The sequence below is a fragment of the Candidatus Hinthialibacter antarcticus genome (genome assembly GCA_030765645.1).
Classification (GTDB): domain Bacteria; phylum Hinthialibacterota; class Hinthialibacteria; order Hinthialibacterales; family Hinthialibacteraceae; genus Hinthialibacter; species Hinthialibacter antarcticus.
This window is the reverse complement of sequence record JAVCCE010000073.1, coordinates 56,038-71,626: the sequence shown is the minus strand read 5'-3', so window position 1 is coordinate 71,626 and position 15,589 is coordinate 56,038. Positions and strand designations below refer to the sequence as shown.

10 protein-coding genes are annotated in these 15,589 nt (G+C 52.6%); all 10 read right to left on the bottom strand.

Going from position 1 to position 15,589, the window contains the following annotated elements:
• Positions 1-60 precede the first annotated feature (60 nt).
• A complete protein-coding gene (locus P9L94_18685) occupies positions 61-1,080 on the bottom strand; it encodes an HD domain-containing protein (GenBank protein ID MDP8246117.1) in 1,020 nt (339 codons plus the stop codon).
• 111 nt (positions 1,081-1,191) lie between these two features.
• Positions 1,192-2,034: a phosphoribosylformylglycinamidine synthase I gene (purQ, locus tag P9L94_18680; protein MDP8246116.1), complete on the bottom strand. Its 843-nt coding sequence runs from the start codon at positions 2,032-2,034 to the stop codon at positions 1,192-1,194.
• Between the two features lie 19 nt (positions 2,035-2,053).
• Positions 2,054-4,417, bottom strand: coding sequence for a phosphoribosylformylglycinamidine synthase subunit PurL (purL, locus tag P9L94_18675; protein MDP8246115.1), 2,364 nt, complete (start codon positions 4,415-4,417; stop codon positions 2,054-2,056).
• Positions 4,418-4,637: 220 nt separating this feature from the next.
• Entirely contained in the window at positions 4,638-5,555 is a 918-nt protein-coding gene (ppk2, locus tag P9L94_18670) for a polyphosphate kinase 2 (GenBank protein ID MDP8246114.1), read from the bottom strand.
• A 174-nt stretch (positions 5,556-5,729) separates the two neighbouring features.
• A complete protein-coding gene (locus P9L94_18665; protein ID MDP8246113.1) occupies positions 5,730-7,046 on the bottom strand; it encodes an FtsW/RodA/SpoVE family cell cycle protein in 1,317 nt (438 codons plus the stop codon).
• 2 nt (positions 7,047-7,048) lie between these two features.
• Positions 7,049-8,866, bottom strand: a complete 1,818-nt coding sequence (gene mrdA, locus P9L94_18660) for a penicillin-binding protein 2 (GenBank protein ID MDP8246112.1) — start codon at positions 8,864-8,866, stop codon at positions 7,049-7,051.
• A complete protein-coding gene (mreD, locus tag P9L94_18655; GenBank protein MDP8246111.1) occupies positions 8,863-9,372 on the bottom strand; it encodes a rod shape-determining protein MreD in 510 nt (169 codons plus the stop codon). Before mreD ends, mrdA begins: the two co-directional genes overlap by 4 nt.
• Positions 9,372-10,265, bottom strand: a complete 894-nt coding sequence (gene mreC / locus P9L94_18650; GenBank protein ID MDP8246110.1) for a rod shape-determining protein MreC — start codon at positions 10,263-10,265, stop codon at positions 9,372-9,374. The genes mreD and mreC overlap by 1 nt, the downstream gene beginning before the upstream one ends.
• 158 nt (positions 10,266-10,423) lie before the next feature.
• Positions 10,424-11,461: a rod shape-determining protein gene (locus tag P9L94_18645; protein ID MDP8246109.1), complete on the bottom strand. Its 1,038-nt coding sequence runs from the start codon at positions 11,459-11,461 to the stop codon at positions 10,424-10,426.
• A 235-nt stretch (positions 11,462-11,696) separates the two neighbouring features.
• Complete coding sequence (gene smc / locus P9L94_18640; GenBank protein ID MDP8246108.1) at positions 11,697-15,299, bottom strand: chromosome segregation protein SMC; 3,603 nt, start codon at positions 15,297-15,299, stop codon at positions 11,697-11,699.
• Positions 15,300-15,589 lie beyond the last annotated feature (290 nt).

The following is a 15,589-nucleotide window of genomic DNA, read 5'->3' as shown; positions in this document are numbered from 1 at the left end:
ACCTCTGAGGATCGAGGTAAATATAATTTCGTGAAAAGAAAAAAGCGAGGCTCCAACAAATCAACCAGTGCGAACATTGCTTTTGCTGACCTGGTCTAAAAATAAAATAAATTGTTTCAAAATTTCCTGATCGACTTGCTGTTTCATTTCCGTCGCCATCATTTGTAAGGCTTCAAACGGTTTGAGAGAAGGCTTATATGACCGCCGCGACGTCAGCGCATCATACACGTCAACGACTTTGCACAAACGCGACGTAAAGGGAATGTTCTGCATTGGCTTGCCATGCGGGTATCCCGAGCCATCGCAGGCTTCGTGGTGCAACAACGACACCGTGCGGGAGTCTCCGCTCAAATCAATGTCAATCGCCAATCGTTCATAGCCTTTGACGGTGTGGCTTTTCATTACGTCCCATTCATCGTCCGATAATGAGCCTTTTTTATTGGTTAAATCCGTCGGCACGTCGCATTTGCCAATGTCATGCAATAACATCCCGCGCGAGAGATCGCGAATGCTGTTCGCCGACTCGTTGGGGTTCATAAACTGATACAACCCCAAGGCCAAAACGCAGACATTGAGGCTGTGGCTGAATGTATAGTAGTCATAGTTCCTTAACGTCGTGAGTTGAGAAACCGCGTCAGGTTCATTTAACATTAAATCGGCGACAGAATTGCTGACGTTCTTCGAAGCCCCGATAAAAACCTCAGAGTCGGCGTTCGCTTCAAACAAATTCTGCATGACCGCGACAGACAACGAGTGAATGCGCGAAGTCTTGATTTCGCTTGGCAGTGAAGCGTCATTGACGATGCCCGCCAAATTGTCGGACAACATCATGCTGAGTTCGGTCCCGTGGCTGCGTGGAACAAAGACCGGGCGCTTGCCGTCTTTCGTTAATGCGCTTAACCGTTCATGGGGGATCGATTCATCCGCCAATTTAAACAGGACAAACCGCTTTCGTTCTTCATTATAAATATAGATGGGAAATCTTGACGCTTCTTTGCCCAGCAGTTCATTTGCGTCAAGCGGAAAAAACTCCTCTTCTTTTGTTGCGTCAGGAAGAGGCGTTGAAGGCGAGTCAATCACCAATACATCTCACTTTCAAACATACATTGAGACTATTCAATTCCACTACTGCATACTTGTAGATTGTATCGGATCGACAAAAATAGTGTAAGTGTCTATTTCATACTTGTCTTATTGACTAAAATATTGCTTCAACGAAGAAAACACGCTATAGCCAGGGCCGGGTTCATCCCACTGTTCTGCTTTGCCAGCAGCGGCGCGGCGCTTGTCGCCCCATGCGCCCGCCCAGATCGGCGGCGTCTGGCGTAAAAAGAAGGACCGCTCCGGGTGCGGCATCAAGGCGGTCACATTGCCCTTAGGATTGCACAACCCCGCGATATTCGACAATGATCCGTTCGGGTTTGTAGGAAGTCCTTCGGGCGTCTCGGTGGCATCATTGCAGTAGCGCCAAACGATCTGGTTATTGCGTTCGAGCTCTTGCAATAACTCGGTATTGTTCGTCGTAAAGCGCCCCTCGCCGTGTGAAACCGTCATCGGCGAAACCACGCCTGCGTTTAATCCGCCAGTGAATGGCGTACGCTCCGCTGCGACTTCACAGCGCAGGTTCACCCAACTGCAATGGTGGCCGCGCCGGACGACATGGCCCTGATGGGTCATATAATTTCGGGCCAGCGCCATCTCAACTTTGCCTGGATGCAACCCGGGAACCAGCCCGGTTTCTAATAAAATTTGGGCGCCGTTGCAGATGCCGAGAATGGGCTTTCCCTGTTCGGCTTCGGTTGCGAGCTGATCGAGAAGCGGCTCTTTGGCGGCGATCACGCCCGCGCGAACGCGGTCTTCATACGAAAACCCGCCAGGAACAATGTAGCCGTCAAAATGGGCGAGTTGCGCCGCAGGCCGGTTCCAGCGAAACACTTCAGCCTGTAAGCCCACCCAACGCAATGCGCGGGCTGTTTCTGATTCACAATTGCTGCCGGGAAACTGCAGCACCGCAATAATAGGCGTATCCGTCATGCCTTCATCCTTCAATCTCTTATGTAGCTAGGGTCAGGCTGTAGTCGCCGCGCCATGCAATTTGTAAATCAGCGCGCGGCGCATCAATGATGATTTTCTCTTGTTTATCAAGAACAACAAATTTCGCTTGGTCGGTCACCTTGCCGATTACAACCGGCGTATGTCCATAGTCTTTGTATAACGCTTTCACGGCGTCTAACTTCGCGGGATCGACTTCGAGAACCATGCCGCCTGATTCGGAAAACAGCAGCGTATCATCCCGCAAGTCGGAACCCAGGCTGCTTAGTTTTAATTCGACGCCAAAATTAGCGGACTGATGACAAGCCAACATCATCTCGACCGCGCTCAACGCCAAACCGCCGTTCGAAATGTCATGCGCGGACGCCGCCAGTTCCTGGTCAATCGCAGCGATGGTTCCATAGATGATTCCACGCTCCTGCTCGAAGCGCACTTGAGGGACGTTGGCGCCCAGCCCGGCTTTACGCGTTTGGTAATACGCTGAGCCGCCCAATTCGTCGTAGCGCTCGCCGACCAGAACCAAGAGGTTGCCCGCTTGTTTCAAATCAAGCGTCAACGCTTTGCCCGCGTGTTCAATCACGCCAATGCACGCCACAATCGGCGAGGGCGGAATCGAAAGCCCGGTGGTGGAATGGTTGTATAACGAGACGTTGCCCGACACAAACGGAACCGCTTCCGGCTCGCGGTTGGGGTCATATAAATTTCTCGCCGCGTCCGCCAAACCTTTAACGCCTTCTTCCAATGCCCAGAAATCTTCGGGCTTTTCGGGGTTGCCGTAATTCAAGTTGTCAGTCATTGCGCGAGGCGTCGCGCCCACGGCGGCGATATTGCGCATACATTCAGCGACCGCCGTCGCCGCGCCCCAATAGGGCGATAGCTCGCCGTAAAACGGGTTGCCGTCAACCGCCAACGCTGCGCCAACCGGCGCGTCATCCAGCGGGACAAATACCGCCGCGTCCGCCTCGCCTGGGCGAATATACCCGCGCCCCTGCACCTCGGTATCGTAATGGCGATAGATGAAATCTTTCGAGCAAATATTCGGCTGCTTCAACAAATCAAACAGTAGGCCGTTCCAATCGTCAGGAAGCGCCAACGTGGGTTCTTCAAAGGTCTGCGTTGGTTGCTTTGATTCGCGTTTGTACTGAATGCCTTCCACCACAAACTCAATGGGAAGATCAACCACCACTTCGCCGTGATGAGTGACCCGCATTTGTTGTTCTTTGATGACCTTGCCGATGACGCGCGCGCCCGCGCCCGCGCAGATGGTGGGTAGTTCCCACTCTTCGTTATAGATGCGCAACACGTCCGGGGTGATCTCCGGCGGGACCGCCCAAATGTAGCGCTCTTGCGTTTCCGCGCAGAGAATAATTTCCGCAGGCAGATCAGGCTCGGAAATATGGACATTCTCTAATTGAATATCAACGCCGAAGCCGCCGCTGGCGCCGATTTCCGACGCGCAACACGCGATGCCGCCCGCGCCCAGGTCTTTCATGCCCGCTTTGACGCCTTTTTGCCTGAGCAGTTCTTTCACCGCATGGGTCGCTTTGTAATGCAGCAACACATTTTTCAAAAACGGGTCGGGAACCTGCACCGCGCCTTTGTTTTCTTCTTCATTATCTTGGTCTAACACGCCGGACGCGAACGCCGCGCCGCCAAAGCCCGAACGGTCCGTCGGCTTGCCGATCAATATGAGATCGTAGCCTTCGCCTTCAGGTGGAACGCGGCTGTGGATGATCTCGCTTTCGCGCAGGAGGCCAATGGCGATCACGTTCACCAGACAGTTGTCGTCATATTTCTCGTGATAGACCGTATCGCCGCCTAAATTGGGCACGCCCAGCGCATTGCCATAACTATAAATGCCTTCAACGACGCCCTCGGCAATCGCCTGGCTGCGCTCGCCGAATTTCCCATTGGGATCACCGAAGCGTAACGAATCCGCCACGCCGATCACCGATGCGCCCATACAGTCCACGTCGCGCACAATGCCGCCGACGCCGGTCGCAGCGCCTTCAAAGGGCAACACCTGCGAGGGGTGATTATGGCTTTCGTGCGCAAAGACGATGCCCCATTTTTCGCCGTTATGGACGCACAGTTCCACGATGCCCGCGTCTTCTTCGGGGCCTTGAATCACATAGCGGCCATCAATAGGGAGATATTCTTTCAGCAAGCGCTTGCTGCTTTTGTACGAACAGTGTTCGCTCCATTCGATGTTGAAAACGAACAGTTCCGCGCGCGACGGCAGGCGGCCAATGCGGTCTTTGATCGAGACGGCTTCGTCCGGCGTCAACGCAATTGCGTTTTGCTTGAGAATAGCGATCAGTTTTTTTGGGTCGTTATAGTCGGCTTCGTTTATAAAAGACGTCATTGTGGGTTCATCATTTCCAGAAAAAAGGGTTCCATCATTTTAATAGAGAAGCGCCCAAGTGGAAACGTATAGAGAAGAAAAAACCGTAATTCCTAAGAAAACACAAAAAACGCCGGGCGATCAAAACCCGGCGTCATTCAGATGCTCTGTCGAAATTTTCTTGACCGATTGCCCGCCAAAACGAAAGGACGCCCTAACGAGGCCCCTTTGGCGCAACTCGCTATTTTTCTTTCGTTCTGTGCTCAACTGAATCATAAATACTCGACGTATCGCCGACGATGAGCGGGTCGTTTGGAACAGCAACTTTTGGGTCTTTGCCGGCATAATTCAACTTGTTCAAAAGATGCCGCATACAATTAATGCGCGCTCTTTTTTTGTCATCCGATTTCACCACCGTCCAGGGCGCATCCGCCGTATCGGTATGAAAAAACATCGCCTCTTTTGCCTCTGTATATTCATCCCATTTATCGAGAGATTCCAAATCGACGGGGCTTAGTTTCCATTGCTTTAGCAGGTCTTCTTTGCGGGATTGAAAGCGGCGGTATTGCTCTTCCCGACTGACGGAAAACCAATATTTCACGAGAGTGATGCCGCTATTGACCAACATCCGCTCAAGCGGAGGGCATTGCCGCATAAACTCAAGGTATTCACCATCTGTACAGAACCCCATCACGCGCTCGACCCCGGCGCGGTTATACCACGAACGGTCATACATCACGATCTCGCCCGCCGTAGGGAAATGCTCGATATAGCGTTGAAAAAACCATTGGCCACGTTCGCGCTCCGTGGGTTTTTCCAGCGCGACGACGCGAGCGCTGCGTGGATTCAAGTGTTCGGTGAAACGCTTTATCGTTCCTCCCTTACCGGCCGCATCACGACCTTCAAACAGGAGGATAAGTTTTTGTCCAGTCTCCCGCACCCAGCGTTGCATTTTGAGCAGTTCGACCTGTAACTCTTTTTTGAGGTGTTCGTACTCATCCGTTTTCATTTTTTTGTTATAAGGGTATGTGCCGCGCTTGTAGCAAAGTTCAAGGATATCGGAATGCCTCTTCAGCGTTTTGGGATCAATTCCCTGCTCTTTGAACCATTTTTTGGGTTGAACGAGATTTACTTTTGAGGCTTGTGAATTTGCCATCATTATCCTCTCCGAATCAAGGTTGTTTGCAATAAATCTATTCAACCCTGCCCATAACACAACAAAGCACAATGTGGGATGCGCTCATAACCAATCTATTTATCATACCTTACAATTGGAATTTGTGAACTTTGAATTTTACTCATTTTCACGGACGGGTAAATACAAAATGAAATGTTAAAACTGGTCGTCATCAACTTTGGTAGGCAGGGCCATTGGAGGGCGTCCGGTAAAGCGCGCTTCGGGGTCTTCTACGCGCCGCGCTTGCATCCGAATATTTAATAATAAGCCGACCCCAACCATATTGGTCAGCATGAATGTACCGCCGTACGAGACAAACGTCAGCGGCAGTCCAGTCACCGGCAAAACGCCCGTCACCATACCGACGTTAATGAAAATATGGGCGAAGAAGATCGAAATCACCCCGGCGGCAATCAACGCGCCTTCGAGCGAACGAGACTCCATCGCGGTATCGACCCCGCGCGTAATCAATAATAAAAACAGCCCCAACAAGACGGCGCCGCCAATGAACCCCATCTGTTCACCCAAAATAGAAAAAGCGAAATCATGCTCGTATTCGGGCAAGAATTCATATTCCGCCTGGGTGCTGTTGAACATCCCCTTGCCTTTAAAGCCACCGGAACCGAGCGCGATTTTTGATTGCATAATGTTGTAGCCCGTGTCGCGCATGTTGGCTTCCGGGTTCAGATAATTCTCGATGCGCGCTTGATGGTGAGATGGCAGTTTGTTCCAAATGGTTTCTCCATAGACGAACACGCCGCCGTAAGCCGCGCCCGCCAGCGCCAAAAACGGCAGCCATAACGTCCAGGGAACGCGGTTCCAGATGGAAGCGAGCAATAGCGCCGTAAGCCCGGCCACCCATAACAAAATGACTTCAACCGAATGAAACGCGCCCAGCAAACAAAACACGGGCGAGAGCACCAAACATAAATGAGTAATGGGAAGCCCCGCGACGAACATCAACACCAGCGTCATGGGGCCGAACACAATCGCCGTCCCCAGGTCAGGCTGCGCCAAAATCACCAGCGACGGCAGTACGCCGATTGTGAGTGGTTTTAATACATCTAACAAACCCTCCCATTGGCCTTTGCGGGCGCCCAACCACCGCGCCAACATAAGCAGCGTAGTCAATTTGACGACCTCGGACGGCTGCATGGATAGAGGGCCGACTTTGAGCCACGAACTGGCGCCGTGACTTTTGTGACCAATCATCGGGGCAAAACACAACATCAAGCCAACAATGCCCAGAATATAAAAAATAGGCGCGTAACGAACCATCTGTCTGTAGTCGATAAATAAAACGCCGACTAATAATGGAAAGCCGAGCAACACCCATTTCATTTGCGAAAACCACTGGTTGCCAGTTCCGGTATAGGTTGCGCCCGTAATCGACGCCAGGCCCAGACCCAATACCGAGCAAGCCAACAGCAGCGTCAAATAGTCGATTTCCGTCAGTGAGGCGATCTTAAACATGCCTACAACCTCACGAGCGGTTCGCTCATCAAGTCTTCGACGTTTAAGCGCCCGAAGTAAACGTCTAACAACTGGCGGGCTAGGGGCGCGGCCTGTTCGCCGCCGTGCCCTGCGAGCTCGGTAATGACGGTAATCGTAATTTCGGGGTTGTCGTATGGAGCGAAACAAACAAACCAGGCGTGGGTCAAATCGCCGATCGAGGTTTGCGCGGTGCCCGTCTTGGCGGCAATTTCAAAATTATCGTCGTCTTTGATGATGCGGCGGCCGGTGCCGCCCGCGTTGACGACGTCCCACATGGATTGATGGATGATATCCCAGGTTTCGGTTGAGGCGTCGATCTGGTGCGCGACTTTGGGTTCGAAGACTTGCATCACCCGCTCGTCGGGCGCGAGAATTTTCTGCGCCAATTGCGGTTGATACACCGTGCCGCGGTTGGCGATGGCATTCAATGCAGTCGCCACTTGAATCGGCGTCAGCAATAGGTCGCCTTGCCCAATCGAAATATTCACCATGTCGCCAAAATATTTAGGCGTTGGAAATGGCTCAATTCTCTCATTGGGAAGATCAATATTGGTGAGACGATTCAACCCGAACTCGGCCATCCAGGGGTAAAGCCTCTCAAAACCTAACTGCGTAATTTTCGTATAAAAATATACGTTGCATGACTTGGCGACAGCGCCGTACATATTCAGGTGTCCATGCCCTTCGCGTTTATGACATCTCGAAGCGCCTCCTGGATATGTAAAGACACCGGGGCAATAAACGGTGTCGTTCGGGTTTAAATAATACCCATCGGCTTCAAGCAACGCGAGCGTCTCAAATACCTTAAAAACAGAGCCGGGCTCGAACGATCCGGCAACTGCTTTATGAAACAACGGCTGGTCTTTGTCATTCATGTAATCGCCGGGCCGGTGTGGATTAAACCTCGGGTAATTCGCCATCGCCAAAATGGCGCCGTTGCGCGGATCAGACGCGATGATGATGCCCTCTGATACGCCCAAGATCATCTCCGCCGCTTGCTGCAAATCTTTGTCGAGATTGAGCACAACATCGCTGCCCGGCTTTGCGAGTTCTTTCGGCTTCGCCTGCCCCTGTTGAATTTCATATTTATCGACGATGACCTTGTTCACGCCGTCGATGCCGCGCAAGAGCAATTCGTATTGGCGTTCGATGCCAGTGCGGCCTATGCGGTCGCCTGATTTATACCCCTGCCGCTCACGCGATTCGAGTTCGCGTTTGTTGATCTCTCCGGTATACCCCAGAATATGCGACGCGCTTTCTTCAAACCAATAACGCCGCGTCGGCACCGGCTGCGTAAACACCATCGCCTTGCTGGGAAACTCAATCGTGCGCTCGCGAATCGAAACGTAATACTGCCATGAAATACGCGACGCCACCCGTACGCGGTTTTGTTTATAGTGATAATTGCGCTTGCCGTTGGTGTATTTTGATTCCAACACCGCATAGGATTCATCTAAAATATCCGACAACAATTCCAGGGAGCGCTTCACGTTCGGCGTAACCACGTTTTTGCCGCCGGAGCGCTTGGCAATCGGTATCCATACGTCCCAGAAATTTTCGTCCGAAGCCAACACCCAACCATTGCGGTCAAGAATGCGTCCCCGTTCGCTTAAAACGGGAACTTCACGGTAAAAGTTGCGTTCGGATAATTTGACGTATTTTTCGTTTTGATAAATCTGAATGGTCCACAGCCGAAAGACTAAGATGCAGAAAGCCCCTATGGCGACCAACAGAAAAATCTGTAAGCGGCGGTCGACCAGATTGGGCTTGGAATGAAGCGGCGATTTTTTGCGCTTCATGAGGAGGTCTTCTCCGAAAACAGCATTTGCGGGGTGCGCCCTGAGAGTTGAATCGGCGTCGCGCGCCATGGGACGATAGCGAATAAAACCCCTGTCACAAGCGGCCCCCAGAGAATGTAATACTCCGAATAAGAAAAGGGAATTTCATTGCCCAAAAATGACAACCAGAAGATCACTTCTCCAAAGCGGACAAACACCGTCAATACATACCCCATCACAAGACGGGACACGGCGTATTGCGCCCAGAGAATTGATTTCATTTTCACGGCGGCGGCGACAGCGGCGATATACAAAAGAGAATGAGAACCAATGTGGTCTAAGAGCGCGAGGTCCCAAAGCAGCCCGGCGGCAAACGCCATGACGTATGCTTCGCCCCGCGGGCGGGTTAACGCCAGATACGCGACTGCCATCAGCAAGATATCGGGCGTCCACGGGTCAAGACTCAATAAGGCCCGGAGGCCGTAATTCAAGCCAAATCCCAAAACCACGATCAATGCGGATGCCACTATTGATCTCCGATGCTGTCTAACAATGACAACACTTCATCGCGGTACGACGTATTCGTAAATACCAGCGCCGATTGGACGGTATTGATATTCAGCGCCGCGTCAACTGCGATGCCGGTATCAGACGTCACGCTCGAAACATAGCCAGCGAGCAAGCCGCGTGGAAACACCAACCCGGTGCCGGAGGTGCGAACCTCTTGTCCCGGGGTCGGCGAGTGCATTTCTTCCCCTTGGGTGGTCATGTGCAAATCTTCGAGAACCAGTTGTGTTGAGCCGTTGCTGCCGCGCAACACGCCTTCATACGGCGAACCTTCAACATAGACGCCAATCGAACTGCCGGGGTCGGTCAACACCAGCACCTTGGCGAAATTCTTCGTCACCATTCGAACCCGCCCCACCAGGCCTTCGCCGGTCCAAACCGGCATGTTCACCGCCAGGCCGTCGTTGCCGCCGCGATTGATGATGATATCGTGCGTCAAACGAAAATCCCGAAACAACACAATCACGGGAAGCGTTTGATATTCGACTTCACGGGGCAGCCGCAACGCATCAACGTACGCTTCATGCCGCTGCAACTGAAAACGCAGTTTGGTATTTTCCGCTTGCAGGCCCTGAATGTCGCCCCGTAACGTCTCGACTTCTTCTAATGAGATAAAGCGGTCGCTAATTCGGCGCGCCGTATTGAACGCAAAACCCCGGGCGGATTGTAAGAGAGAAAGCGGCGCAAGCAGCACGCGCGCGAAGGGTGACGACGACGTGCGATTGGGCAATGGCGCGTAAAGCAGCATCAACACAACCGCAATAAGCACCAACGTCCCCGCGATGAGGCGCGGACTGATCCAATTCGTCTTTTTAGGGCGATAGGGATTTTGTTTTTCTGGTCGAAACAGCATTCGTAGACGACCCCTTACGGTTTTGCTGCGGCGCCCGCCCGTCGCCTACAGCGCACGTGTTGTAGTGTATGCTGAAATCTTGCGAACCGGCCCACGGGCAAGTTCGCTGTTCCTTCAACCGGATCGACTTCTTTCAATGCAGCGTTGCGTACAATCAACTAAATATTCTCAGTGGTTTGAATGACAGACCGCAGACGGTCCATTTCGTCCAATGCTTTACCGGTACCCATCGCGACGCAGGTCAGCGGGTCTTCGGCGACATGCACCGGCAGCCCGGTTTCATCCGCCAGCAGTTGGTCAAGCCCGCGTAACAGCGAACCTCCGCCCGCCAACATGATGCCTCGTTCCATAATATCGGCGGCGAGTTCCGGCGGCGTATCTTCTAACGCTGCTTTGACTGCTTCGACAATCGAACTGATGGGCTCCTGCAAACACTCGCGAATTTCCTCTGCGGTGATCTTCACCGTCTTGGGCAGGCCGTTAATCAAATCGCGGCCTTTGATGTCGATGCCTTGATCGTCGCCGACCAATTTCGCGGAACCGATTCCGATTTTAATCATTTCGGAAGTGCGCTCACCGATCATCAGGTTATAGGTTTTTTTGATATGAGAAATAATCGCTTCATCCAGCTCATCGCCAGCAACGCGAATTGAGCGTGAAACCACTAAACCCGAAAGCGAAATGACTGCGACTTCGGTCGTCCCGCCGCCGATGTCGACGATCATGTTTCCTGACGCTTCGGCGACCGGCAGCCCGGCGCCAATCGCGGCGGCCATCGGTTCTTCGATCAACATCACTTCGCGGGCGCCCGCGCTGATGGCGGAATCTTTGACGGCGCGGCGTTCAACGCTGGTGATTCCCGACGGCACGCAAATCATAATGCGCGGGTTGACCATGCGCGTACGATTATGCACTTTGTTGATAAAGTAACGCAACATCGCTTCCGTCACTTCAAAGTCAGCGATGACGCCGTCTTTCATGGGACGAATGGCAACAATGTTGCCCGGCGTACGGCCCAACATGTTCTTTGCTTCACTGCCGACTGCCAGAACCTGGTTGGTGCCTTTAACAATCGCCACTACGGAGGGCTCACACAAAACAATGCCCTCACCCTTAACATATACCAGCGTGTTGGCCGTACCGAGATCAATTCCGAGATCCCGTGAAAAAAGACCTTTTACGCGAGAAAATAGCATTTCGTGCGTTCTCCTTGCGGTTCACCGTTCATGCAGCGGGAAATAAAATCGCGACGCTCCATAACGGCGACGCGGCTAGCCGCCTGCGAACGCCCGCCGTTTGCTTGGTGGAAGTCCGGCGATCTAGCCGAGTTGCGTTTGTCCGCATTATAGAGCGTGTGACTGAAAAGTGAGACGCCTCTGCAATTTTTTTTGATTTTTTTCCATTTGCGATTTTTTTGCGATTGTAAACGAATCAAACCGCAGCCTTTTCAGGGGTTTCCGCCGCTGAAACGGCGGGTAACTCCCCCGCATTCGGCAGAGTTTGTACGTTGGCCTTCTGAAATTTCATCGAATAAATCGACGTAACCCCTTCTTCCGCCATGGTGACGCCGTAAATCGCGTCGCAAATTTCCATTGATTTTTTGTTGTGCGTAATCATGATAAATTGCGAATGGTCCAAAAACCCGCGCAACATACTGGTAAAGCGTCCGACATTTGTGTCATCCAGCGGCGCGTCAATTTCGTCCAGGAAACAGAACGGCGAGGGCCGGATTTCATAGATCGCAAACAACAGCGCCGTAGCGACCAGCGCCTTCTCACCACCGGACAACAACGACAGCGTTTGCAATTTCTTGCCCGGCGGCTGCACTTCAATATCAATGCCGGCTTCCATAGGGTCGCCGTCTTGCAGCACCAACTCCGCCCGCCCGCCGTTAAACATGCGACGAAACGTCCGGTTGAAGTTGACTTTGACTTGCTCGAAAGTCTCTAAGAATTGGTCGACGGACGCGCCGTGCAATTCTTTCGCGGTGGCGAGCAAATCGGCTTTGGATTTTTCCAGATCGTTTTTCTGGCTTTCCAAAAAGTCGCAACGGTCGCGAACGTCTTCGTATTCTTCAATCGCCAATTCATTCACCACGCCCAGTTGCGACAAGCGGCGGCGGTAAAATTCGACCTTCTCATTTAACGCATCGTCATCGCGTTCGTCACGCTCGCATTCGTCTTTGTTATCCAGCGTTGAAAATTCTTCATCCAACCGCTTGCGCCAATAGTCGCGTTCGACTTGCATTTTCATGCGCGTTTGCGATTGCTCTTCGCGTTCGCTGCGCAAGAGTTCGTACTGCTCCTGATGGGTGGATTCTTCTTGTTCGATGGCTTTCACTTCGGTACGAATGCCTTGTGAAATCTCGTCGCTTTCGCTGACTTCTTTCCAGACGTTAGACTGGTCTTCACGCTGTTGCACAATGGCTTTTTGCGTTTCTTCGATGGCGGCGGCGGTTTCTTTTTGACGCTCATCTTGTTGCATCGCTAAGCGTTTTTTCTCTTCGACGCCGCGCTTGAGTTCGCCCAGATGCCGCGTGAACGTCTCCACGTCGGCCAACCAGCGCTCGCGGTCTTTGCGCATTTCCAGCAAGGTCATTCGTTTTTCAGAAATCCCGTTTTGCAACGCTTTGAGTTGCGCCTGCGCATGTTGTTGTTGTTCCGTCCAACGTGAAAGTTCGAGTTCGAGTTCATCTTTTTGGCTTTGGCGTTCTTGCAGGCGCTTGCTGCGTTCTTCGGCCTGCACGGCGCCTTCATTCGCGCCTTGTTCGATGCGTTCCCGTTCTGATGCAAGCGCTTTGTCCGACTGCGCCAATCGCTGCAAGCGCTGTTCGATGCGCTGCAATTCTTCGGTCGCGACCCGCAGTTGGTTTTTCAGGTCATGCAATTGTTGCTTGGCTTCATCCCGCTCGCTGCGGCTGGTTTCGATGGCTTGATGTAAGCGCTGAACTTTCTCTTCGAGTTCGCTGCGTTGTTGACCGAGCGTTTTGACTTCTTTTTCCAACTGGGTGATTTCTGCGGTCCGTTGGAGAATCTGCGAGCCTGCGGTAAAACCGCCGGTCAGCGAACCGTCGCGTTCAACCAAGTCGCCGTCTTTGGAAACCAGCCGAACCCCGTCCGGCAGTTGCGTCCGCAATGCAAGCGCCTGGTCCAGCGAATCGACCAACAACACGCGCGACAGCAAACGGTCGACGATGGGCCGCCACTCATCGGGACAGGTCACGACGGACGCAGCGTTTTTCAACGACGCCAACGCGCCGTTCAATGTGAGTTCCGGCAGCGGTTCTGATAAGGCTTGTTTCGAGAGAAAGGCCGCGCGGCCTTTCTTTTTGTCGCGCAGCCGCGCAATCGACTGGGCGGCGTCCGCATCGGTTTCGGTAATGATGGCTTGCAGTTTATGCGACAACGCCGCTTCGACGGCGCGGTTGTAGCCGCCTTCGACGTTCATGCGTTCCGCCAAGGCGCCCAGCAAGTTGGTTTGCTCTTCGCCCTGAAGGATAAAGCGTACGCCTTCGTCGTAGCCCGCAAGTTTCGCTTGCAGCTGTTGCAGCGATTCGCAGCGCGAGTGGGCGCGTTGCCAACTGCGTTCACATTCACGCAATTCGTTGCGCGCTTCGGTTTCTTCTTGCGCCAGTTGATCGGCCTGGACGCGCTTTTCTTCAAAGCGTTCTTCCAATTCGGTTCGCTTGGCTTCTAACGATTCGCCGTTTTGATTGATCTCATCGCGCTTGTTTTGCAGCGTGGTTAATTCGGTTTGAATTTCTTTATGTTCGCCGTTCACCTGGCTCAAGCGCTGATCGTAATACTCTTTATCGCGCAGCCAAACTCGCTGTTGGTTGTTGAGTTCGGTGATTTCCTGTTCCAGGTTGAGAAACGCCTTGCGCCGCTCTTGGCCTTCTTTTTCGACCGTCGCGTAATCTTCTGAGACGCCTTTCAATTCACCTTGCAGGCGCTCAATCTCTTCCTCAATGGCTTGAATTGTTCCCGCAGCGTCCGCCACTTGCGCTTGGGTCGTCTGGATACGGGCTTCTTCGTCGTCGGCGCGTTTGGCGTCTGCTTCGCATTCATGCAGCAAGCGGGTTTGCAGCTGGGTATATTCCTCGCCGCGTTCTTTCAGGTCTTGCACCCGGCGTTCCAACTGCTCAAGTCGTGCGCTCGACGAGGCATAGCGATCGCGATGTTTGCGGTTCAGTTCATCCTGTTCTTGCAATTTCTCCTGCAAGGCGCGTTTGCGTTGGCGCACTTCGTTGAGTTCGCCCTCTTTGGCTTGGATGCGCGCGCCCAGCGCTTTCAGGCGGTTTTCCATTTCTTCCAGTTGGGTGCTGAGATGCTTACCCGCGCGGATATGCAGCGTGTATTCCGACTGCAACAGCTCAATGCGATACTTGCGGGCAAGTTCGGCCTGACGCGCTTGGCGTTCGAGCGAACGTTTTTGACGTTGCAACTCGCCTAAAATATCGGTCAGACGGGTCAAGTCGATATCCGTACGGTCGAGTTTACGAATCGCTTCCATTTTACGATGGAGAAAACGCGACACTCCGGCGGTTTCTTCGAGAATCTGGCGGCGATCTTTGGGCTTGGCGTTGACGATCATATCCACCCGCCCCTGTTCCATCAGCGAATAGGCGTTGGTGCCAATACCGGAATCCAGAAACAGGTCGGTGATGTCTTTGAGCCGACACTTGGTGTTATTCATCAAGTAGTCGCTGTCGCCGCTGCGAAACAACCGTCGTGTGACGGCGACTTCGCGGTATGAGATCGGCAGCATCCCGTCGGCATTATCAAACACCAGCGTGACCTCAGCCAAACCGCTGGCGGAGCGCGACACGGTCCCGTTGAAAATCATATCGGTCATTTGTTGACCGCGCAGGCGACGCGGGCTTTGTTCGCCCAACACCCAGCGGATCGCGTCCGACACATTGGATTTTCCGCAGCCGTTCGGCCCGACGATGCCGGTGACGCCTTCGTCAAAATTGACTTCGACTTTATCGGCGAACGATTTAAAGCCGGAGATTATCAGCTTTTGCAAGTGCATTTACGTTCCTCACTTCATTTCAACAGGCAATAGAATAAACGTTTCCCATACAGCATGGATCACTATAAACTCAGGTTAGAACCATGTCAACAAAGAAAAACTGTATAAAGTGGTTCATCCACACCTCATCCACAAGATATAGTGCCTAGTTACACCGGATTTAAACTTTGAATCTCTTACACTTACGCATGGCATCCTCAAAAAGTCATCCACAGGCTAGATATTTTTACCACTACATCTTGTAGATGTAATTTAACAGAACTACTAGAGCCAATCCAACGCTCTCCGTT